The following is a 20,201-nucleotide window of genomic DNA, read 5'->3' on the forward strand; positions in this document are numbered from 1 at the left end:
GTCCGGCCCGCAGCCCTATCATAGCCAGCCCGCCCCTCAAAGCGGGCAGACGCGATACGAAGGAGGCATAATCCATGTCCGGAACCAAGATCACAATCGCCGGCCCCGACGGGCCGTTTTCCGCCTACGCCGCCGGATCAGGCCCGGCCATCGTGGTGCTGCAGGAGATTTTCGGCGTCAATCATGTGATGCGCGAGATCTGCGATGATCTGGCCGGCCAGGGCTGGCTGGCGGTCTGTCCGGACCTGTTCTGGCGCATCGAGCCGGGCATTGAGATCACCGACAAGACCGAGGCCGAATGGAAGCAAGCTTTTGATCTATTTGGTAAATTCGATATCGGGACGGGCCTGAAGGATATCGCCGCCACGGTCGATTACGCGCGCCGGGCCGGGACAGGCAAGGTGGGGGCTGTGGGCTACTGCCTGGGCGGCCAGCTGGCTTATCTGACCGCCTGCCGCACCGATTGCGATGCGAGCGTGGGCTATTACGGGGTCAATATCCAGAACCGGCTGGATGAGGCGGACAAGATCGCTCGCCCGCTCATGCTCCATATCGCCGAACAGGACGAGTTCGTGCCGCCCGAGGCCCAGGCGCAGATCAAGGCCGGTCTGAAGGATCATCCCCATGTCACACTGCACAGCTATGCAGGGCGCGACCACGCCTTCGCCCGGGTGGGCGGGGCGCACTATCACGCTGAAGACGCAGATCTCGCCAATACCCGCACCCGCGCCTTCTTCCAGACCCATCTGAAGTGAGATCCATGACCGATTTCCTCGCCCGCGCCTCGCTCCTGCCCGTCTTTGCCCTGCTGGCCGCGTGTGATCCGGCGCCCGCGCCCGAAGCGCCGCCGCCCCCGCCTGCGCTGGAACAGCTGCAGGACGAGGCCCAGGAGGAGACCCGTGCGGCCGCGCAGGAGGCCGGGCGCTGGCTCGACGGCGTGGACATGGGCGCCTATCTCGACTGCGCCCGTGAGCAGGGGGTGACGTTTCTGAGCGCCCACCGCGCCGGCCCGCGCCCGGGCTTTGCCGAGAACGACCATCTCGCCATGCTGGAATCGGTCGCCGACGGGGCGGTGTTCATCGAGTTCGATATCGGGCTCACCGCCGATGACCGTCTGGTGCTGATGCATGACCGCACCATTGACCGCACCACCACCGGCACGGGCCGGGTGGAGGAGATGAGTTTCGACGAGATCGCCGCTTTTCGCCTGGTGGATAATGACGGCCAGGTGCTGGACGGGCGCGCCGACGAATTTCACGAATTCATGGCGGCGGCGGACGGCATCGCCTTCGCCCAGCTGGACCTGAAAGGTTCGCTCACCCATGAGCGGCTGCTGGACGAGGTGCGCGCGCTGGATGCGCTGGACCGGGTGTTCGTCATCACCTACCGGCTGGACCAGGCCATCGCGGTCCATGAGATGGCCCCTGAAGTGATGATTTCGGCGGGCATTCGCTCCATGGACGATGTGGAGACGCTGGAAGCCGCCGGGGTGGATCTGACGCGCATTGTGGCCTGGCTGGGGCTGGGTGATGGCGATGCGGCGCTGTCGGCCGAGCTCGCCGCGCGCGGGATCGAGACCAATTTCGGAAATTTCCGCGCCGAGCGCGAGGGGACCGCCGATTACGCCGCCTGGGCTGAAGCCGGCGCCCAGATCATCGCCGTGGACGATGTGCCCGCGGCGGCTGCGGCGATTGACGCCCGCGCCCGCGCCCGGGCGCTGCTGGAGGCCTGCCCCGCCGCCCGGGGCGGGCTGTAAACGGGCTGGAACCGGATGCTTTGGGGTGGACTCTGGCCCCCGGGGCGCCAGATTACAGGCCCATCAGCCATAACAGGAGACTCCCCCATGACCTGTCAGACTTCCCTGCGCGCGATTCTGGCCGCCCTGGCCGGCGCCGGCCTCATCACGGCGGCCGCCTGCGGCGAGACCGGAACTGAGGGTGCGGCCAACGCTGCTGGCGCGGCCAATACTGAGGGCGCGGCGGCGGCCCATGCCGATGAGCACGCGGCGGACTGGCGCTTTGAACTGGCGCCGCTGCCCTATGCGGCCGATTTCCTGGAACCGGTGATCGACGCCGAAACCATGGAGATCCATCACGGCCTGCATCACCAGGCCTATGTGAACGGGCTCAACGCGGCGCTGGAAGACCGCCCCGATCTGCAGGGCGTGGCGCTCGAGGACCTGCTGGCCCAGGTTTCCGGCCTGCCTGTGGCCTTCCGCAATCATGGCGGCGGGCACTGGAACCATGACTTCTTCTGGAATTCCATGACCGCGCCGGGCACGGGCGGCGCGCCGTCCGCAGACTTCGCCGCGGCCATCGATGACGCTTTCGGCTCGCTGGACGCCATGAAGGACGCCTTCAACCGCGCCGGCGGCGGCCAGTTCGGGTCCGGCTGGGCCTGGCTGATCGTCAATGAGGCCGGCGCGCTGGAGATCACCGCCACCCCCAATCAGGACAACCCGCTGATGGATGTGGCGGCCGTGCGCGGCACGCCCATTCTGGGCAATGATGTGTGGGAGCACGCCTATTATCTGAACTACCGCAACCGGCGCGGCGAGTATCTGGCCGCCTGGTGGGATGTGGTGGACTGGTCGGTGGCCAGCGAGCGCTTCGAAGCGGCTGCTTCGGCCGATTAATCGCGGCGGTTTGAGGCGGGCGCGGCGGCCAGGGCCAGGCGGGCGAGCAGATCGCCCACAATGGCCTCGGCCGGCGCGCCCGTGCGCTTGACTGCGCGCTCGGCTTGAAACGCGCGCTGGCGGGCCTGGTCCAGCCGGCGCCCGCGCCAGGCGCGCAAGCCTTTTTTGAACGCCTCGGCCGGCGGGCCGAAACGCGGCGCGCCCGAGCGCATCATCGCCTGGGGGTCGCCCCCGGCGGCGTGCACCTGATCGAACTGGTCGAGCCGGCGCTGCAGGGCGCGCAGCACCCCCACCGGCGATTGTCCCGACCCCAGGGCGCGCTGATAGGCCCGGTCGGCATCGGCCGGCGCGCCGCCCAGGGCCGCGTCCAGTATCTGGTCCATGGCCGCTTCGGCGCCCGCCGCAGAGATGGCGGTGATGTCGGCGCGGGTGACGGTGTCGTCGCCATCCCGGCGCTGAACCTTCAGTCCCTTGTAAAGAATAAGCTTTTCGATCTCTCCCCGGGCCAGAGCCCGGTCGCCTTCCAGATAGGGGGCCAGGGCTGCGCGCGCGTCCGGCTCCAGCTGCAGCCCCTCTTCGCCCAGCATGGCTTCGGCGATGGCGATGAGATCGCGGGTCTCGTCACTATAGCAGGCGATGGCCGCACAGGTTTTGGCGGCTTCCGCCGTCTTGCGCAGCTTGGCGGTTTTTTTCAGATCGCCCGCCTCGATGATCAGGCGGGCCTCGGCCGGCGCGCCGCCATCGTCCAGCTCGGCGAGATAGGCGCCCAGCGGCGCCGAATCACCTGAAACGCGCACCCGCACCAGCCGCTCCCCGCCGGTCAGCGACATGGCGGCCATGGCGTCGGCCAGCGCCGCAGGATCGGATTTGAGATCGTCCTCGCTGAGCCGGCTGACATTGAACGGATCGTCGGGATCGCCAGTGAGCGTCTTGGCCAGCCGGGCGGCGCGTTCGCGCACCAGCCCGGTATCGGGTCCGTAGATGAGAAAGGCCCGCACAGACCGGTCCGGGCGGTCAATGACGCGTTCGGCCTCGCGCGGGCTGATCTTCACGGCGAGCCGGGCGGCGGCAGGCGGCGCAGATCGGCCGCCAGGGCGAAGGCCAGGCGCTCGGCGATCTGACGCGCGGCGCGTTCTTCGGCGTCACTGCGCGCGGCGATCACGGCGGCCGGATCGGCAGGCGCGTCGAATTGCACGGTGTCGCTCACCATGCCGCGCACTGGGCTCCGGTCCCCTGAGGGATGGAGCACATAGCGGGTCTGGGCTGTGAGCGAATAGCGCCGGGCCACGCCGCTGGCGGAAATGCCGATAGCGCGGTCGCGCACGCGCGTGGTCAGCTCCAGACGGTGCGCGCTGTCGCCCTGCCCCAGATGCCGGCGCAGGGCGGCGTCGACGAGATAATCAAAGCGGTCCTCGCCTGACTGGATGGCCAGGCCCGGCAGGGTGTCAAACCCGCCCCCGCCGGCATAGAGCGGCTGGAAGCCGCAACCGGCGGCCGAGAACAGCGCCATGCCGGCCATCAGGGCGGCGAGGCGAACCGGACGCTTCATGGGCGGCTCCCTGACTGATCCCGGACCTAGCCCGGAATGCGCTGGATCCGCAGCTGGCGGGCGCGGGTGAGGATGGCGTTCTCCACCTGCAGCTGGGTCGCCGGATCGATATTGGCTTCAACCCATTCGCCGGTCTCGCCGCGGACCTGCTTGAACAGCTGCACCGTCAGCGCATCGGCGCGCAGACGGGTGTCGAGAATATAGACCGTGGCGCGGAAGCGTTCGGACGGCGCTTCGGGGATGGCGTACCAGTCGGTAATGATCACCCCGCCGAACGGATCGACTTCGGCCATGGGCATGAAGTGGAGCACTTCCAGGCTGGCGCGCCACAGCAGGCTGTTGACGCCGATTCCGGCTTCGGACCCGTCATCCACGCGCGGGGCGCCGCGATTGAACACGCCGCCCAGAAAGCCGCGGTCACCAGCGGAGGCGGAGGCGTCGCTGGGGCGCTCGCGGGTGCCGCAGGCGGACAGGGCCACGGCGCAGCCAAGTGCGGCGGCGGTCAGGAAAGTCAGGCGTTTCAGGGTCATGCGGTCGCGTCTCCGGTGCGGTCAGGCGAGAGGGTTATACCATGCAGCGCGGCGCTGGCCAGCACCGCGAACGGCGCCGGTTTCAGTGCCCGATCGTGGCCTCAACGCCACATATGCGCTGCGAGAGCGTCTCGGGGCGATGACCGGGCTTGACCCCTGCATGGATTAGTTTGCACAAGTATGTCCGCACGTCCGGGGGGACGGGGCTGAGCGGCGCGGGCCGCACGTCAAGCCAATCCCGATCCTGGGATGCGGCGCTTGCGTACGGCCCGCTCGCTATTTTTCCTGATCTTTCATTGCGCTTGATGCCGGCAGCGGCCTTGCCGCCTGCGCCCGCGCGCGCCATCCTCGCGCCATCGCAAGCTCCGGACCGCATGATGACCCGTTTGACCCTGATGGCCGCCTGCAGTCTTGCGGCGCTGGCCGCCGCCGCCTCCGGCGCACAGGCCCGGACCGCCCAGCTAGGCTGGCTGGATGGCGTGCGGGTCAGGGCCTCGGCTGATTTTGATCTGGTGACGGCGGCGCGCGCGGATGCGCAGCGCACCGCGCCCTGGGGCGCAGCGGCGCTGTACTGGCAGGCCGATGGCGTGCGGGATTCGGGCCTGCGCTGGGGCATTGATATCACCGGTAAAGCGATAACCGGCGATGGCCGCCGGGGCCTGGCCCGGCCCCTGGAGGGCCCCTGTCCTTGTCCGCTGGACGCCGGCGGCCGTCCGCTGGCCGGGCTGATGACCGGATTGTCCGGCGCGTCCGGCGATGCGGCCTCCGGGCGCGCGGCGCTGGAGGAGGCCTCGGTCTGGGCGCAGGGCGGCTGGCTGCGGGTCCGGGCGGGGGTGGCTCAGGGCGCTGCGGCCCAGGAGCGCCCGGATCTGCCCGGCGCCCTGCGCACGGTGCGCGCCGATGGCGCCCTGTTCGATCCCACGGGTCTGGCGCTGGTGGATACGTCCCTGCCGCTGGCCGGACCGGCGCCGGGCGTTTCGGTCCAGACCCGCCGGATCATCGGCCTGCGCGCCACCGCCTCCTATACGCCCGATGCCCAGTGGCGCAGCGTGCGCCGGGCCTGGCCCGCCAGCGATGAGGCGGTGCGCGCTGACATCCGCGATGTGTGGTCGCTGGGCGCCTCGTTTGACCGGCGCAGTCCGGCCAGCGGCGTGCGCTGGCAGGCCCAGGCGGGATGGGAGGCGGGGCGCGCGGCCGGCCCCCATGCGGGCGCGTTCCGGGACCCTTGGGCGGGTTCGGCGCGGCTGGTGCGCCAGTCCGGTGATCTGACGCTGGCGGCGTCCTGGCTGCGCGGCAATGACGGGCTGGCGGATGCGCGCTATGAGGCGGTGAGCGCGGCGGCGGCGTATGAATACGGCGACTGGCTGTTCAGCCTGGAGGCGGGCGCGGCGTCGGCGGGCCTGGCGCAGCGCAACGGGCGCAGCGTTCAGGCGGGCGCCTCGCGCCTGATCGGGGAGCGGGCCGTGATCGGGCTGTCGGTATCGCTGGCCGGGGAAAACCGCCCGGGCGCGCCGGACCGGCGCCGGGTGCGCGCGGCGCTGGAGACCGGGTTGCGTTTTTGACACGCCCGGCTGATTCCGGCGCCGGTTCGCACGCAGGTCGCTTACATCCTGTCAGGGTTTGCGGTATAGAGTGGGATTGTGGCGGCTTGCGCCGCACGATGACAGTCTTGACCGGAGCCGGTTCGTCATGTTGACGCGGGCGACATTTCTGGGCATCAGCGCCGCCGCTCTGGCGTTTGCGGCGCCGGCCGCCTATGGCCTGGACGAGCAGGGCGGCGTGCGCCTGACCCTGCCGGGCCTGTCACCCTCATCCCAGCTGCGCCTGGCGCCGGAGCTGTCTGCGCCCGCCGGTCTGGACCCGGAGCTGCAACGCCGTCTTGAGGCCGCTGCAGGCGAGCCCGGCCTTGACGCCGACACTCTTCAGAGCCTGCGCGAGGGCGCGTCCGGCGCGGACTCCTATTCCAGCGCCATGACCCCCGCCACCGGCCTGCAGGACACCGGATCGGCCTCGGCCCTGCCCTGGTATGAGCGTTTCACCCTGGCGCCGGCCGAGACCCGCTCGGTCTGGGGCACCCGCACCGTGCAGGAATTCCAGATCCAGGCCGGTCAGCGCTGGGCGGTGACGCTGGGCTATGCCGACAGCGACCGGCGCGAACAGAGTTTCGGCCTGCAGGATTTCTCCGCCGGCGCGTTTTTCAGCGTCAATGAGCGCTTCCGCTTTGGCGGCCAGCTGCGCTTCACCTCGCCCGAGGACGAAATGTTCGGCGAGGAAGGCGAAGAGCGCACGCCCGAGATTCGCTTCGAATCCGCTTTCCGCTTCTAGCGAGCGGCCTTCTGACATCACGGACACGACCCCTTCACGCAGCGCCTGCCTGCGTGTTTATGCGTCTGATCCGGGCGCGGTCTGATCGGGGAGAATGCGGCTGAGCCCCATTTGCCGCCATTTATTGCGCCCGATTGCCGCAGGCCGGGCAGTGGGGATCGCGGGGCACGCGCACGGTGCGCGCCCGGCCTGACAATCCGTCATGGATGAACAGCCGTCCGGTCAGGGGATCGCCGGCCCCGGTGATCAGCTTGATCGCCTCCAACGCCATCACCGAGCCGATAATCCCGGTCAGCGCGCCGACAATGCCGGTCACCGAGCAGGGCTCGGCGCCGGGCGGTTCGGCGGGCGTCCAGCACTGATAGCAGGGCAGGCTTTCGCCCAGATGCGGCGCGAACACGCCCGCCTGCCCCTCCCAGCGCCCCACTGCGCCCGAGACCAGCGCGATGCGCGCGGCGAGGGCGGCCTGGTTGACGACGAAGCGGGTGGAAAAATCGTCACAGCCATCCAGCACCAGATCCATGCTCTCGAGCAAACCCGGCAGGGTGTTGGCATCCGCCCGCACGGGCCGGGCGTCGATCTCCACCGCCGGATCCAGGGCGTTGAGCGCGGCCTTGGCGCGCTCGGTCTTGGGGTGGCCCACATCCTTGGTGCGGTAGAGAATCTGGCGCTGGAGATTATCCAGGCTGACATCATCAGGATCGATCAGGCGGATGGTCCCGATCCCGGCGGCGGCCAGATACAGCGCGGCCGGCGCGCCAAGCCCGCCCGCGCCAATAATGGCCACACGCGCGCGCGCCAGGCGCTGCTGGCCGGGGCCGCCGATTTCCTTGAGCAGGATATGGCGGGCATGGCGGGCGGGATCGGCAGGCAATCGAGCTCTCCGGGCGCGGGCAGTCATGCGGCGTTCAGCCTTGCCCGCTAGGCTGAAGACAGAGATAACACATGGCACGGTCTTCAGGAGGGTTCCATGCGTCATGCACTGATCATCACCGCAGCGGCGATGGCGCTGGCCGCCTGCGCCACGTCCGAAGGCTATCGCCAGCAAACCGAGCAGTTTCTGGGCGCCCATGCCGACACGCTGATCGTGGAGTTCGGCTCGCCCATGTCCCGCGACCGCCTCTCGGACGGCTCGGAGGTGTGGACCTATCAGTCGCGCGAGCGGCGTTTCCAGCCGGGCGGCTACCGCTCGGTGCCGCGCGAACGCCGCATCACCTATCGCGACAGCGAGGGCCGTAGGCGCGAGCGCACCGAGCAATACACCGACACGGTCTATGAGCCCCCGCGCGAATGGACGGTGGAGTGCGAGACGCGCTTCATCCTCTCCCCCGACCGGCGGGTGACCGATTTCCGCTTCCAGGGCGAGGGCTGCGTGGCGCCGGAGATTTACTAGCCCCGCGCGCTGGCGCGGGCCGCCAAAGCGCGGCAGGGTGGGGAAGTCCTGATCCTCTCCCTTCACGAGCCGCATGACCCCTGCCGCGCCCGACACCGTGCTCTCTTCCGAGCAGCAAGCCGCCTTTGACCTGGCCGTGCGCGGGGGCGCGCATCTGTTCCTGACCGGGCGGGCGGGCACAGGCAAGACCACGGTCACCCGCGCCATATTGCGCGCCCTGGGATCGCGCGCGGCGGTGCTGGCGCCCACCGGCGTGGCGGCCATGACGGCGGGCGGGCAGACGCTGCATTCCTTTTTCAACCTGCCTCCGCGCCTGATCCTGCCCCAGGATGTGCGCCGCTCGCGCAATGGCCGGGCCATGCGCGCCCTGACCACGCTGGTGATTGACGAGATCTCCATGGTGCGCGCCGACCTGATGGCCGCCGTGGACGCCAGCTTGCGCCTCAACCGGGGCTCCAACGCGCCCTTCGGGGGCGTGCGCATGGTGGTGGCCGGCGATCTGGCCCAGCTGCCGCCGGTGATCCGCGGCGAGGAGGCCGCCCATCTCGAGGACGTGTTTGGCGGGCCGTTCTTCTTCCACGCCCCGGCCTTCCGGGAGGCGGGCTTCACCCTGGTGGAGCTCAATGAGGTGCGCCGTCAGGACGACAGCGATTTCATCGACATTCTCAACGCCGTGCGCGAGGGCGAGCTGGACCGCGAGCAGGCCGATCAGCTCAACGCCCGGGTCAGCGGGCGTTCAGGCCTCCAGGCCAGCGAAACCCATGTGGTGCTCACCGCCACCAACCAGTCCGCCAGCGCCATCAATCAGGCCCGGCTCGACGCGCTGGTGGGCGAGCCGCGCGGTTTTGCCGGCAAGGTGGAGGGTGATTTCGACGCGCGCCTGTTTCCCACCGAGGATCCTTTGATCCTCAAGACCGGCGCGCGCGTCATGCTGATCCGCAATGATCCGGCCGGACGCTATGTCAACGGCTCCATCGGCGAGGTCACCGGCTTCGCCGACGGGGCGGTGATCGTGCGCGTGCATGGCGAGAGCGTGCGGGTGGAGCCGGTGAGCTGGGAGCGCACGCGCTACGCCGCCGCGCCGGACACTGAAGGCGGGCTCAAGCGCGAGACCGTGGGCGCCTATGTCCAGTATCCGCTGCGCCTGGCCTGGGCGATGACCATCCATAAGGCGCAAGGCCTGACGCTGGAGCGGGTGTATCTGGACGTGTCGCGCCGGCTGTTCGCACACGGTCAGGCCTATGTGGCGCTGTCTCGCGCCCGCTCGCTGGCGGGTCTGGAGCTGTCGGCGCCCTTGCGCGCCGCCGACATCATCACCGATCCGCGCCTGTTCGACGTGCGAAGCGTGTGCGACCCGGTTCCGTTCGCCTTGCGGGGCTGATGGTTGTTTGCGCCCAGGCGTCACACAAAAAGGTTGAACACATCTATCATTGTGGCAGTATGATTATGCATCTTGTGGATGCATAATCAGAGGAGATAAGCCATGACCCATCACCTTGTTCCTTTCGATAATGCAGCGGGCCGCCTTCTTTCCGCAGATGAAATCGATTTCGTCTGCGGTGGCGAGTCTGATGGAAGTGTGGTGAGCTGTAGTGCGGTTGTGGGCGCAGGCAGCCTCGCGGCTGGTGCGGCGCTCGGCGTGCAGGGAATGAAAACAGGGGCGAAAATTGGCGCTGCAGGCGGCGTCAAAGGCGCCATTGCAGGCGCTATCATCGGCGCGGTCAGCGGCATGGTGGTCGGCCTGGCCGGAGGTGCAGGCGCCCATGCTGTAGCCTGCAGCTAGGCGAATTATTGTGCGTCAGAGCCGGTCATGGCTCTGACGCACATAGTCCATGAGGTGCGATATGGGGATTTTCACCAACGCCATTGAGCCATCCCTCAGCGATCAGGATGTCCGGCGCAGCCGTCAGGCTGCTTTCTGGGTCACTGTGGCCGCCTGTCTGATCGCCGCCCTTCTGGCCGGCCTGGCTGGAACGCAAGAGGCTGTGGCGGACGCGCTCAGGATCGTGGTGTTGACGGTCTGCGCAGCTTCGCTGTGGGCCTTGTCAGCCTGGGGCGCGCGCCAGGCCAGCCAGCGCGTGCGCGTCTGGACCATTGGCCACGAACTCACCGTGTTTGCGGTGCGCGCGGCGCTCGCCATAGCGCTGTTGTTTGCAGCCGGGTTTGCCTTCGCCTGATCCCTTACATCGGCCGGCCGTCATTGGCGGCCATGACCTGGCGGCGCAGCTTGCGCATGCCGGCTGCCCAGCGGTCGCGCTCGGCGCCTTTCAGGGCGGCGTACTGGGCGGTGTTGGCGTGGGTGGTGATGAGGAAGCGTTTTTCGGCCATGGCTTCGAGCACTCTGGCGGCCACCTCATCGGCCTCGATATAGCCCGACAGGCCTTGCGCGCCGCCTTCCACGCCCTCCACCAGCGGCGTGCGCACCCCTTCGGGACACAGGCAATGGACGATCAGCCCGTCATCACCATGGGTGATGGCCAGACTCTCAGCGAAGGACACCGCAGCGGCCTTGGTGGCCGAATACGCCGCGTCGCCGATCTGGGCGAGCAGGCCGGCGGCCGACGCGGTAACCAGAAAATGCCCGCCGCGCGCGGCCATCTTGCGGGCGAGATGGCGCGCGGCGTAGACGCTGGCCATTACATTGACGTCCCAGCAGGCCTGCCAGGCGGCGTTGGGCGCATCGCCCGCACCCCAGCCCGGCCCGTCGGTCACCCCGATGCCGGCATTGGAGATATAGATGTCCACCGGGCCCAGACTGCGCTCTGTCCTGTTGATGAAGCGCGTCAGGGCCGCCTCGTCGGTCACGTCCACCTGTGCGCCCAGCCCGCCCAGCGACGCGCCGGTCACTTCAGCGCCCTGTCCGTCCAGATCTATGGCGGCGATGCGCGCGCCATGGGCGTGAAGGGCGGTGGCGATGGCCTTGCCGATGCCGCTGGCGGCGCCGGTGACGATGGCGGTCTTGCCGGTGAGATCCATGGAAGAGCAGTCCTTTGAGGCGACAGGGCGACAGGGCGAGAGGGCGGAAGGGGCGGAGCCTCACCCTGATGGGGGCGTATGGCAAGGCCCGTATGTCGTGCGTCAGCGCCGGAAGGCGCGCCAGATCACGCCCCCGGCGATCAGGGCGATGATCAGAACCGCGATCAGCTCCAGCGCGCTGGCGCCAAGAAAGACCGGACGGATCAAGGGCTCCAGAGCGGACAGGCGCCCGGCGGCGGCTTCGGCCAGGCGCTCGCCCTGGAAGCCCGCCGCCACGGCCAGCGCCACCAGCACCATCGCCACCAGCACCGCCAGGCGCATGGTCGCGCCCGCGTCCGCGCCGCCATCGCGCACCCGGCGCGCTTGGCGCATGGCCTGACGCTCGTAACGCCGCCGTGTCATGTGAGGGTCTCCTTGTCCGCCGGCGCTCCCGGCAAGCCAGCATTTCGTCTGCGCTTGTGAGGCGAACGGGTTTGAGGCATAGTTTGACCTGCACGAGCGGCCTGAACAAGGCCCGGTGAAGCCTAGCGAGACGACCGGTTGCCCTTGCGCCTGAGACTTGTTCCTTCCCCGACCGACAGACCGCATGCCGCGGGCGGGACGCCGCCAGCGTTCAAACGATGCGCGGGACGCCGCGCGCCTCCGGGAAAGGACTGCCTTCCATGACGACAGGCATCGTGAAGTTCTTCAACGCCGAGAAGGGCTTCGGCTTCATCACTCCGGACGAGGGCGGCAAGGACGTCTTCGTGCACATCACCGCCGTCAAGGACGCGGGCATGGCCGATCTGAGCGACGGCCAGCGCATCGCCTTCGACACCGAGCCGGACAGCCGGGGCAAGGGCCCCAAGGCCATCAATCTGCGCGCCGCCGACTAACGCCGGCTGTTCATCATACGCGCCCGCGGGCCGCGCGAAGGGTCAATCTTCGCGCGGCGCCGGGCGTTTGTTCCAGGCGATCGCCATCATGCGCCCCGCCCTCATCGCCGGCCTGGTCTATGCGCTCGCCCTGCTGGCTCTGGGGGTGGTGCTGGGCGCGTTCCGCACATTCCTGATCGAGCCCTGGCTGGGCGCCTGGCCGGCGCTGCTGATTGAATTGCCGGTCATTCTCTATGGCGCCTGGCGCTTGAGCGCGCTGGCGGTGGAGGGCCGCGAGCTGGACCGGGCGGGCGGCGTTGCGGCGGGGATCGTGGCGCTGATCGTTCTGCTGATCGCCGAGGCGCTCCTGTCCCAGATTCTCAGCGGGCGCTCGCTTATCGCCCATTTCGCTCTCTATGCCGATCCCCGCCACCAGCTCGGCCTGGCCGCGCAAGTGCTGGCCGCCGGCTTTCCCCTGATGCGCGTCTGGACCGCCCCGCCGCCCCCGCCACCGCTCAAGGGTGAGGTGCTGGGGCCGTGAGGGGCCGGGGCTACCAGCCCCAGCTGATCCCGGCCCGGCCGGCCACGGCGCCGGTGCGGCTGCCTGCGCCTATGCCCACATTGACGAACACATTCTCGCGCGCCCGCCCGATGGCGCCGAAACCGACGGCGCTGGAGCCGTCGAAATGGCCCAGATTGGCCGAGACCGAGAAGGTCTGGCCCGGCTGTATCACCTGCGCGCCGCCCAGCGCCAGCGACACCGCGATGCCGTCCGCCTGGGTGCGCAGGCGCCCGTCAGTGCGGCTGACACTATCTTCCAGCCCCTCGATTCGGGCGAACCAGGGTTCGATATCCATGGTCGCCAGATTGCCCATGGCGTCGGCGGTGACCATATAGGTGCGCCCGGTCTGGGCGGCGCGGCTGGCGGCCGAATTGATGCCGGCCAGGGTGTAGGTGTTCGACCCTGATCCGATGGCGACCTGGTTGTCGCGCGTGGCGGCGACGCCCTGACCGATGGCTATGGCGTTGTCGAACGCCGCTGACGCGCCCTGACCGACCGCTGTGCTGTTGGCCCCGCTGGCCGCAGCGCCCTGACCCAGCGCCGTCGCGTTGGCGCCGGAGGCCTGGCCCAGGGCCACGGAGAGATCGCCCGTGGCCTGCGCATTGCCGCCAATCGCGGTGGAGTGCTGGCCCGAGGCCTGGGCCTGGAAGCCGATGGCGGTGGACGGATCGCCCGTGGCCGATGCGCCCACGCCATAGGCGGTATCGCCATGGCCTGTGGCTTGCGACCCGTCACCGGCGGCCAGATTGGTGCTGTCGGTCACCGTCCCGCCGATGACATTGCCCTGCTGGATCGCGGCCAGCTGGTCGGATGCGGTTTGCAGCGCCCCTTGCAAAGCGGCCAGCTGGGCTTCCAGCGCCGCGATGCGCGCGTCCTGGGCCGGATCGCCGCTTCCGCCCGTCCCGCCGCCGCCGGCGCCCGTTGATTTCAGATCGGCGATATCGGCGGTGTTCTCCACCACCTGGGTGTTGAGCGCGCCGATGGCCCCGCCCACATTATCGTAGGGATTGCCCATCACCACAAAGGACGGCCCGGTGAACAGCCCGGTTCCCGCATCAAAGGCCGCGCCGGCGCCCAGCGAGTCCGCCAGGCGCTGATTGGCCAGCTCTATGCCCGTGCTGTTACTGGAAATGGCGGCATTGGCGGCGAAAAGCTGCGCCCCTGTGACGGCTTCGTCACTGCTGGCGGACACATCGCCTTCGGCCACGCCCGAGAGCGTGCGCGCGCCGTCCGCGCCAGTGAAATCAACCGCCGCACCGCCAGTGGCGGCCGCTACGGTCACCACCGCATCGGCGCCCGCTTGCAGCACCAGGCCGACGCTTCCGGTGGAAATCTGCCCCTGCAGGGCGGCGATCTCGCTTTCTGCTGTCGTCACCCGCCCGTCCAGCGCGCCGAGATCCGTGCCCAGAACGCCGAGCCCGTCCGTATTGGCTGTGATCCGGGCGTCGAGCGCATCGGTCAGGCCGGTCACCTGGCGCAGATTGACCGCGTCGGTGTCCTCCACCCCGTCCGCGACATGGATGAGATTGCGCTCATTGCCCAACGAGCCGATTGCGACCGTAAAGGCCCTGTCCGCCACGGCTTCAAAGCCGATGGCGGTGGCCCCTTCCGCGCTGGCGATCGAGCCGTAACCGAAGGCGCTGCTGCGATCGCCGCTGGCCTGGCTGAACGCGCCAAAGGCGCTGCCCTGAAGTCCGGAGGCGATATTGAAATACCCCACCGCGCTGCTCTGGAAGCCCTGCGCCTCATTGAAGCCGCCAAGGGCATGGCTTTCCTCGCCGCTGGCCGTGTTCGTATAGCCGACCGCGCTGCTGAAATTGGCGCCCGTGGTGTTTTCATAACCGAAAGCAACGCTGTTATCGCCACCCGCAGTGTTGAGAAATCCGAACGCGCTGGCGAAATCGCCTTCAGCCGTGCTGCCCACCCCGAAGGCGGACGAGGCTTCGCCTTCCGCGCGCACACCGGACCCGACAGCGGCTGAATAGCGGCCAAGGGCAAAGGTAAGCTCGGTTGCCGCATTGACCGCCGTGTTGCCGTTGCGGTCATACCAGCCACCGACCGCCAGCGCGCCATCTGCACCCGGATCGGTAATGCTGCGGAAGCCGAAAGCGCTGCTCTGAGCTCCGCTGGCGGTGTTGCCGGTTCCGACTGCAATGCTGGAATTGCCGCTAGCGGTGTTGCCCCACCCGAAGGCTGAAGCAAATCCACCAGAGGCGGTGCTGTCGTTTCCGAACGCGCTACTTGTGAAGCCGCTGGCGATGTTGAGTCTACCGAACGCGCTACTGCCGCTGCCGCTGGCGATATTTGAAATGCCGAATGCGCTGCTACCGCCGCCGCTGGCGGTGTTGGACCTTCCGAAGGCACTGCTGCTGCCGCCGCTCGCCAGATTGAACTGGCCATAGGCGCTGGCGGTGGTCTGGCAGGCCGCATTTCCGGTTCCGTCCTGCTCGCCCGGCCCGGTCGTGCCATCAGGACATTCGCGAGGCGTCTGCCCGGCCGCCTCGGCCGCCAGCGCCAGCGGCAGGAGGGCTGTCGTGGTCAGCACGGCCCATTTGATCCGCCGCGCCTGGGCGCCCCGTGACTTGAAAACATTCGGCATGGTTCAGCTCCTGCTCGTGGCGCAGCGGACCGGCCGGGGGCCCCGCCGTTCTGGCAGACGGGCAAAGCTGCGCTGGCCGCAAAGGTGACGTTCCGCCTTTACGCTCTATAATCAGGTCTTTGAGGCTAGCGGCTCGGGCGCATCGAGGCTTCGCCGGGAGCGACAAACCTGCTTGACGCAAACGACAATCTGCCCGGCGGCTGGAGCTGGTCCAGCCAGGGTCTGGACAGCGCCGCGGCGCTGGCGGGCTGGCGCGCCACGCTGGCGCGCATGGCTCTGCCCATGCGGGTGGAGGCCGGGGCGGGGCCGTTCAGCGCCCGGCTGCGCCTGCGCCCGTTCGGCCCGATCACCCTGATTGACGTGTCCGGCTCGGCCCAGCGCCTGATCCGCGACCAGGCCCAGATCGATGCAGGCGCGCGCGGGGTGTGCTTCATCTCCACCATGACGCGCCATAGCGGCTGGCTGGAGGCCAATGGCGCGCGCCGGGGCGGCGAGACGGGCAAGGTCACCTATGTGTCGGGCGACACGCCGTTCACGCTGGAGTTCGAGGCCGATTTCGCCTTTATCAGCGCCATGATCCCGGCTGAAGATATCGAAGCGCTCACGCCGCGCTATGCGCTGGCCCATGGCGGCGAGATCGCCCCGCCGGCCGGCCCGGCGGTGGCCGCCCTGCTCACCGCCATCAAGGCCCAGGACGGATCGGCCGCGTTGGAGAACCGGCTCTACACCCATTTCCTGGGCATGGCCGCGGCCAGTATTGATGCGGCGCTGGAGCCGCTGGCGGCGAGCCGCGCCGAGCGCGACCGGCTCTTGCTGGGGCGGATCAAGGCCGATCTGGCCTCACGCCTGGCCGATCCGGTGCGCGCCGACGGCGCGGCGCTGGCGGCGCGCTTCAACATCACCCGGCGCAAGCTGCAACGCCTGTTCCAGAGCGAGGACACCACGCTGACCGCCTGGGTGACGGAGCAGCGCCTGATACGCTGCGCGCGCGATCTGCGCGACCCGCGCTATGGCTCGCGCTCGGTCACCGATATTGCGAGTTCATGGGGTTTTGCCGATATGGGCCATGTCTCGCGCGCCTTCAGAAAGCGCTTCGGCGTCAGCCCGACGGTCTGGCGCCGCCAGGCCGCTCAGGAAACAAGCCCGGCGGCGTAAAGCGCCCGGGGCGGATCACGCTCCCAGCCGCCCGTTCGCGCGGATATGCAGGCGAGGCGCGCCGGGATCTTCATTGTTCCAGACCGCATCGGCGGTTTGCGCAGGGTCCGCTTCGGCCTCATAGAGGCCGAAGGCCGGGCCATAGCGCTCGGCATAGAGCCGATGAGCGCCATCCCCGTCGCGCGCGGCGGCGCGGGCTGCGGCGACGGCCTCGGACACGTCCACGAACACCACCGCCTCCCAGCATGGGCCAAGTTCGCGGCGCTGCAGGAAGCTGCCGTCCAGGATCAGGATCGCGCCGGGCGGCGCGGTCATCACCGGGGCGCTGACGGGGCGGTCGGCCTCCAGATCAAAGCTCTCCAGCCGGAAGCGGCCATCGCCTTGCGGCCCCAGCGGGTCGAGCAGAAGGCGGCGCAGGGCGTCCAGATCGCGCGCGTCCTCATAATAGCCCCGGGCCGAGAAGCGGCCCTGGCGGTAGCGGCGGGCGCGCGGATGGTGAAACCCGTCCAACCCGGCGCGAATCACCGGCCGGCCCAGCGCCTGGACCGCCGCGCCCAGCGCGTCCGCCAGCGTGGTCTTGCCCGCCGCCGTGCGCCCGTCCACCGCCACCCGGGCGGTATGGCCGGGCCGCAAACCCGCCAGCGCGCGGGCGAGGGCGTCAAGGGCGGGGGCTTGAGGGGTCATGGCGTCAGGGCTCATGGGGTCAGGACCGGGCGGCGGCGGGCATTCACCCGTTAATGTCAAACGAAACGCATTTCATTTTACTCAAAGTCCGGAATGGCGCGCCGGTTTGACACAAAAGCCGGTGATCCACGCCCATGAAAAAACCCCGGCGGAGCGATCCGCCGGGGGTTTTGTCTGCCGGGCGGCTGAAGCGCCTTACGCCGCGGCGCGCTGGCGCAGGACGTAGTGCAGGATGCCGCCGTTTTTGAAGTAATCCAGCTCGTTCTCGGTATCGATCCGCGCTTTGAGGCGTGTGGTCTTCTCCGAACCGTCCGCAAACGTGATCGAAGCGGTCACCTCGCCGCCGGGGGTCAGGGCGCCGACGCCGTCCAGCGAGACGGTCTCCGCGCCGGTCAGGCCCAGCGAGGACCAGCTCTCGCCGTTCTGGAACACCAGCGGCAGCACGCCCATGCCGATCAGGTTGGAGCGGTGGATGCGCTCGAAGCTCTCGGCGATCACGGCCTTGACGCCCAGAAGGCGCGTGCCCTTGGCCGCCCAGTCGCGTGAGGAGCCGGTGCCGTATTCCTTGCCGCCGAAAATGACCAGGTCCACGCCCTCGCCCTGATAGGCCATGGCCGCGTCATAAATGGCCATCTGGCGCCCGGAGGGCTGGTGCACGGTCACGCCGCCCTCCACGCCGGGCACCATCTGGTTCTTGATGCGGATATTGGCGAAGGTGCCGCGCATCATCACGTCGTGATTGCCCCGGCGCGCGCCGTAGGAGTTGAAGTCCAGCGGCTTGACGCCGTGCTCCTGCAGATAGAGGCCTGCCGGGCTGTCGGCCTTGATCGAGCCGGCCGGGGAGATGTGGTCGGTGGTGATGGAATCGCCGAACAGGCCGAGAATGCGCGCATTGGCGACCTCGCCCGGGGCGGTGACATCGGTGGACATCCCCTCGAAGAAGGGCGGGTTGGCCACATAGGTGCTGGACGGCCAGTCATAGGTCAGCCCGCCGGCGGTCTCCACCGCCTGCCAGGTCTCGTCGCCCTTGAACACGTCGGCATAGCGGCTGGCGAACATCTCCGGCGTCACGGCCTGGCGCACCACATCGGCGATCTCCGCCGAGCTCGGCCATATGTCCTTGAGATAGACCGGCTCGTTATTGCCGTCATAGCCGACCGGGTCTTGCGTCAGATTGATGTTCATGGTGCCCGCAATCGCATAGGCCACCACCAGAGGCGGGCTGGCCAGATAATTGGCGCGCACATCCGGGCTCACCCGGCCTTCGAAATTGCGGTTGCCCGACAGCACCGAGGCCGCCACCAGATCGCCGTCCTTGACTGCTTTCGAGATCGGCTCGGGCAGCGGGCCGGAATTGCCGATGCAGGTGGTGCAGCCATAGCCCACCAGATTGAAGCCCATGGCGTCGAGATCGTCCTGCAGGCCGGCGCGGGCGAGATAATCGGTCACCACCTGGGAGCCCGGCGCCAGCGAGGTCTTCACCCACGGCTTGACGGTCAGGCCGCGCTTGCGCGCATTGCGCGCCACCAGGCCCGCGCCCAGCATCACCGACGGGTTGGAGGTGTTGGTGCACGAGGTGATCGCCGCGATCACCACATCGCCATGACCGATGGAGTAATCGCCGCCCTCGACCTTGACCCGGCGCGCGCCGTCCTCGGCCTTGCCGAACTCGCCCGCCAGCGCCGAGGCGAAGGCGTCTGACGCATCGGCCAGCGCCACCCGGTCCTGGGGCCGTTTGGGCCCGGCCAGAGAGGGGACCACGCTGGCCAGATCGAGATGAAGGGTATCGGTATAGACCGGATCGTCCTGGCGCTCGGGCCGGAACATGCCCTGGGCCTTGGAATAGGCCTCCACCAGCGCCACCCGGCCGGCCTCGCGGCCCGTGGCGGTGAGGTATTCCAGCGTCTCGTTGTCCACGGGGAAGAAGCCGCAGGTCGCGCCATACTCAGGGGCCATGTTGGCGATGGTGGCCGCATCCTCCAGCGACAGGCTGTCGAGGCCCGCGCCGTAGAATTCCACGAACTTGCCCACCACGCCCTTCTTGCGCAGCATCTGGGTGACGGTCAGCACCAGATCGGTGGCGGTGGCGCCTTCGGGCAGCTTGCCGGTGAGCTTGAAGCCGATCACTTCGGGGATCAGCATGGAGACCGGCTGGCCCAGCATGGCCGCTTCGGCCTCGATGCCGCCCACGCCCCAGCCCAGCACCGCCAGGCCGTTGATCATGGTGGTGTGGCTGTCAGTGCCCACCAGCGTGTCGGGGAAGGCGTAGGTGACGCCGTCCTCATCCTTGGTCCAGACCGTCTGGGCGAGATATTCCAGATTGACCTGGTGGCAGATGCCGGTGCCCGGCGGCACCACGCGGAAATTGTCGAACGCGCTGGCGCCCCATTTGAGGAATTTGTAGCGTTCGCCATTGCGCTCGTATTCGCGGTCCACATTGCGCTGGAAGCTGTCGGCGCCGCCGAAATAATCCACCATCACCGAGTGGTCGATGACCAGATCGACCGGCACCAGCGGGTTGACGCTCTTGGGATCGCCGCCCAGGGCCGTGGTGGCGTCGCGCATGGCGGCCAGATCGACCACGGCGGGCACGCCGGTGAAGTCCTGCATCAGCACGCGTGCAGGCCGGTACTGGATTTCGTGATCGGACTTGCCGCTCTTCACCCAGGCCGCCAGCGCCTCGATATCGGCTTTGGTCACCGTGCGTCCGTCTTCAAAGCGCAGCAGGTTTTCCAGCAGCACTTTGAGCGTATAGGGCAGCTTCGAGACCCCCTGAAGCCCGTTGGCCTCGGCCTGTTTCAGGTCGAAATAGACATAGGTCTTGCCCGCAACGGTCATTTCGCGCCGGCATTTGAAGCTGTCCAGTGAAGCCATGGGGGTCATCCTTCGTGGTGTGGCTGCGGCGGCGCGCGGAATACCGCAGCGCAGCACGCAATGAG

21 protein-coding genes are annotated in these 20,201 nt (G+C 68.6%); 12 read left to right on the forward strand and 9 right to left on the reverse strand.

Translation table 11 applies throughout. The features are described from left to right. Window positions 1-74 precede the first annotated feature (74 nt). From F1654_RS08565 to F1654_RS08575, 3 genes are all read left to right on the forward strand, one after another. Window positions 75-755, forward strand: a complete 681-nt coding sequence (locus F1654_RS08565; protein WP_150023108.1) for a dienelactone hydrolase family protein — start codon at window positions 75-77, stop codon at window positions 753-755. Window positions 756-760: 5 nt separating this feature from the next. After that, complete coding sequence (locus F1654_RS08570; protein WP_150023109.1) at window positions 761-1,756, forward strand: glycerophosphodiester phosphodiesterase family protein; 996 nt, start codon at window positions 761-763, stop codon at window positions 1,754-1,756. A gap of 87 nt (window positions 1,757-1,843) precedes the next feature. Next, window positions 1,844-2,635, forward strand: coding sequence for a superoxide dismutase (locus F1654_RS08575; RefSeq protein WP_150023110.1), 792 nt, complete (start codon window positions 1,844-1,846; stop codon window positions 2,633-2,635). Here the strand turns inward: F1654_RS08575 and holA are convergent. From holA to F1654_RS08590, 3 genes are read right to left on the reverse strand one after another with little or no spacing between them, the layout of a single operon-like run. Continuing rightward, entirely contained in the window at window positions 2,632-3,687 is a 1,056-nt protein-coding gene (gene holA / locus F1654_RS08580; protein ID WP_150023111.1) for a DNA polymerase III subunit delta, read from the reverse strand. The genes F1654_RS08575 and holA overlap by 4 nt on opposite strands. Next, window positions 3,684-4,184 carry an LPS assembly lipoprotein LptE gene (gene lptE, locus F1654_RS08585; protein ID WP_150023112.1) on the reverse strand — a complete coding sequence of 167 codons (501 nt, stop codon included), beginning with the start codon at window positions 4,182-4,184 and terminating at the stop codon, window positions 3,684-3,686. Before lptE ends, holA begins: the two co-directional genes overlap by 4 nt. A gap of 26 nt (window positions 4,185-4,210) precedes the next feature. Continuing rightward, window positions 4,211-4,714, reverse strand: coding sequence for a DUF3576 domain-containing protein (locus F1654_RS08590; RefSeq protein WP_150023113.1), 504 nt, complete (start codon window positions 4,712-4,714; stop codon window positions 4,211-4,213). 377 nt (window positions 4,715-5,091) lie between these two features. Here F1654_RS08590 and F1654_RS08595 point away from each other — a divergent pair, with 377 nt between their 5' ends. Together F1654_RS08595 and F1654_RS08600 are read left to right on the forward strand one after the other, a co-directional pair. Continuing rightward, window positions 5,092-6,276, forward strand: a complete 1,185-nt coding sequence (locus tag F1654_RS08595) for a hypothetical protein (RefSeq protein WP_150023114.1) — start codon at window positions 5,092-5,094, stop codon at window positions 6,274-6,276. A gap of 127 nt (window positions 6,277-6,403) precedes the next feature. Then, the gene (locus F1654_RS08600; protein ID WP_150023115.1) at window positions 6,404-7,039 is read left to right on the forward strand and encodes an NtrZ family periplasmic regulatory protein; all 636 of its coding nucleotides are present in this window, start codon (window positions 6,404-6,406) and stop codon (window positions 7,037-7,039) included. A gap of 121 nt (window positions 7,040-7,160) precedes the next feature. On the opposite strand, the gene F1654_RS08605 is transcribed toward F1654_RS08600, so the two are convergent. Then, complete coding sequence (locus F1654_RS08605; RefSeq protein ID WP_233205194.1) at window positions 7,161-7,913, reverse strand: HesA/MoeB/ThiF family protein; 753 nt, start codon at window positions 7,911-7,913, stop codon at window positions 7,161-7,163. Between the two features lie 96 nt (window positions 7,914-8,009). Between F1654_RS08605 and F1654_RS08610 the strand changes: the two genes are divergently transcribed. The 4 genes from F1654_RS08610 to F1654_RS08625 all read left to right on the forward strand — a co-directional run bounded on the left by F1654_RS08610 (window position 8,010) and on the right by F1654_RS08625 (window position 10,609). Further along, window positions 8,010-8,432, forward strand: coding sequence for a hypothetical protein (locus F1654_RS08610; RefSeq protein WP_150023117.1), 423 nt, complete (start codon window positions 8,010-8,012; stop codon window positions 8,430-8,432). Window positions 8,433-8,505: 73 nt separating this feature from the next. Continuing rightward, window positions 8,506-9,813 carry an ATP-dependent DNA helicase gene (locus F1654_RS08615; RefSeq protein ID WP_150023118.1) on the forward strand — a complete coding sequence of 436 codons (1,308 nt, stop codon included), beginning with the start codon at window positions 8,506-8,508 and terminating at the stop codon, window positions 9,811-9,813. 102 nt (window positions 9,814-9,915) lie between these two features. After that, on the forward strand, window positions 9,916-10,215 hold the full coding sequence (locus F1654_RS08620) for a hypothetical protein (protein ID WP_150023119.1): 300 nt from the start codon (window positions 9,916-9,918) through the stop codon (window positions 10,213-10,215). A gap of 61 nt (window positions 10,216-10,276) precedes the next feature. Further along, complete coding sequence (locus F1654_RS08625) at window positions 10,277-10,609, forward strand: hypothetical protein (RefSeq protein ID WP_150023120.1); 333 nt, start codon at window positions 10,277-10,279, stop codon at window positions 10,607-10,609. A gap of 4 nt (window positions 10,610-10,613) precedes the next feature. Here F1654_RS08625 and F1654_RS08630 read toward each other — a convergent pair whose 3' ends face one another. Next, window positions 10,614-11,408, reverse strand: a complete 795-nt coding sequence (locus F1654_RS08630; RefSeq protein WP_150023121.1) for an SDR family NAD(P)-dependent oxidoreductase — start codon at window positions 11,406-11,408, stop codon at window positions 10,614-10,616. A gap of 102 nt (window positions 11,409-11,510) precedes the next feature. Then, the gene (locus F1654_RS13895) at window positions 11,511-11,810 is read right to left on the reverse strand and encodes a hypothetical protein (RefSeq protein ID WP_199200519.1); all 300 of its coding nucleotides are present in this window, start codon (window positions 11,808-11,810) and stop codon (window positions 11,511-11,513) included. A 260-nt stretch (window positions 11,811-12,070) separates the two neighbouring features. Between F1654_RS13895 and F1654_RS08640 the strand changes: the two genes are divergently transcribed. Further along, entirely contained in the window at window positions 12,071-12,283 is a 213-nt protein-coding gene (locus F1654_RS08640; protein ID WP_150023122.1) for a cold-shock protein, read from the forward strand. Between the two features lie 88 nt (window positions 12,284-12,371). Then, window positions 12,372-12,803, forward strand: a complete 432-nt coding sequence (locus tag F1654_RS08645; protein ID WP_150023123.1) for a hypothetical protein — start codon at window positions 12,372-12,374, stop codon at window positions 12,801-12,803. 10 nt (window positions 12,804-12,813) lie between these two features. Here the strand turns inward: F1654_RS08645 and F1654_RS08650 are convergent, their stop codons facing one another. Next, complete coding sequence (locus F1654_RS08650; protein ID WP_150023124.1) at window positions 12,814-15,423, reverse strand: YadA-like family protein; 2,610 nt, start codon at window positions 15,421-15,423, stop codon at window positions 12,814-12,816. Between the two features lie 261 nt (window positions 15,424-15,684). On the opposite strand from F1654_RS08650, the gene F1654_RS08655 reads away from it, so the two are divergent. Next, complete coding sequence (locus F1654_RS08655; RefSeq protein WP_269844614.1) at window positions 15,685-16,578, forward strand: helix-turn-helix transcriptional regulator; 894 nt, start codon at window positions 15,685-15,687, stop codon at window positions 16,576-16,578. A 15-nt stretch (window positions 16,579-16,593) separates the two neighbouring features. Here F1654_RS08655 and F1654_RS08660 read toward each other — a convergent pair whose 3' ends face one another. Beyond that, window positions 16,594-17,262, reverse strand: a complete 669-nt coding sequence (locus F1654_RS08660) for a nucleoside/nucleotide kinase family protein (protein ID WP_150023126.1) — start codon at window positions 17,260-17,262, stop codon at window positions 16,594-16,596. A gap of 195 nt (window positions 17,263-17,457) precedes the next feature. After that, complete coding sequence (gene acnA, locus F1654_RS08665; RefSeq protein ID WP_269844610.1) at window positions 17,458-20,136, reverse strand: aconitate hydratase AcnA; 2,679 nt, start codon at window positions 20,134-20,136, stop codon at window positions 17,458-17,460. Window positions 20,137-20,201: the final 65 nt, after the last annotated feature.

The sequence above is a fragment of the Alkalicaulis satelles genome (genome assembly GCF_008630495.1).
Classification (GTDB): Bacteria; Pseudomonadota; Alphaproteobacteria; order Caulobacterales; family Maricaulaceae; genus Oceanicaulis; species Oceanicaulis satelles.

Excerpts from the sequence above, each read along its gene's own strand:
- lptE (WP_150023112.1), bottom strand. The coding sequence starts at position 4,184 with ATGAAGCGTCCGGTTCGCCTCGCCGCCCTGATGGCCGGCATGGCGCTG.
- F1654_RS08630 (WP_150023121.1), bottom strand. The coding sequence starts at position 11,408 with ATGGATCTCACCGGCAAGACCGCCATCGTCACCGGCGCCGCCAGCGGC.
- F1654_RS08650 (WP_150023124.1), bottom strand. The coding sequence starts at position 15,423 with ATGCCGAATGTTTTCAAGTCACGGGGCGCCCAGGCGCGGCGGATCAAA.
- F1654_RS08595 (WP_150023114.1), top strand. The coding sequence starts at position 5,092 with ATGACCCGTTTGACCCTGATGGCCGCCTGCAGTCTTGCGGCGCTGGCC.
- F1654_RS08590 (WP_150023113.1), bottom strand. The coding sequence starts at position 4,714 with ATGACCCTGAAACGCCTGACTTTCCTGACCGCCGCCGCACTTGGCTGC.
- F1654_RS08610 (WP_150023117.1), top strand. The coding sequence starts at position 8,010 with ATGCGTCATGCACTGATCATCACCGCAGCGGCGATGGCGCTGGCCGCC.
- F1654_RS08625 (WP_150023120.1), top strand. The coding sequence starts at position 10,277 with ATGGGGATTTTCACCAACGCCATTGAGCCATCCCTCAGCGATCAGGAT.
- F1654_RS08660 (WP_150023126.1), bottom strand. The coding sequence starts at position 17,262 with ATGACCCCTCAAGCCCCCGCCCTTGACGCCCTCGCCCGCGCGCTGGCG.
- F1654_RS08600 (WP_150023115.1), top strand. The coding sequence starts at position 6,404 with ATGTTGACGCGGGCGACATTTCTGGGCATCAGCGCCGCCGCTCTGGCG.
- F1654_RS08565 (WP_150023108.1), top strand. The coding sequence starts at position 75 with ATGTCCGGAACCAAGATCACAATCGCCGGCCCCGACGGGCCGTTTTCC.
- F1654_RS08645 (WP_150023123.1), top strand. The coding sequence starts at position 12,372 with ATGCGCCCCGCCCTCATCGCCGGCCTGGTCTATGCGCTCGCCCTGCTG.
- F1654_RS08575 (WP_150023110.1), top strand. The coding sequence starts at position 1,844 with ATGACCTGTCAGACTTCCCTGCGCGCGATTCTGGCCGCCCTGGCCGGC.
- F1654_RS08640 (WP_150023122.1), top strand. The coding sequence starts at position 12,071 with ATGACGACAGGCATCGTGAAGTTCTTCAACGCCGAGAAGGGCTTCGGC.
- F1654_RS08620 (WP_150023119.1), top strand. The coding sequence starts at position 9,916 with ATGACCCATCACCTTGTTCCTTTCGATAATGCAGCGGGCCGCCTTCTT.
- F1654_RS08570 (WP_150023109.1), top strand. The coding sequence starts at position 761 with ATGACCGATTTCCTCGCCCGCGCCTCGCTCCTGCCCGTCTTTGCCCTG.
- F1654_RS13895 (WP_199200519.1), bottom strand. The coding sequence starts at position 11,810 with ATGACACGGCGGCGTTACGAGCGTCAGGCCATGCGCCAAGCGCGCCGG.
- acnA (WP_269844610.1), bottom strand. The coding sequence starts at position 20,136 with ATGGCTTCACTGGACAGCTTCAAATGCCGGCGCGAAATGACCGTTGCG.
- F1654_RS08615 (WP_150023118.1), top strand. The coding sequence starts at position 8,506 with ATGACCCCTGCCGCGCCCGACACCGTGCTCTCTTCCGAGCAGCAAGCC.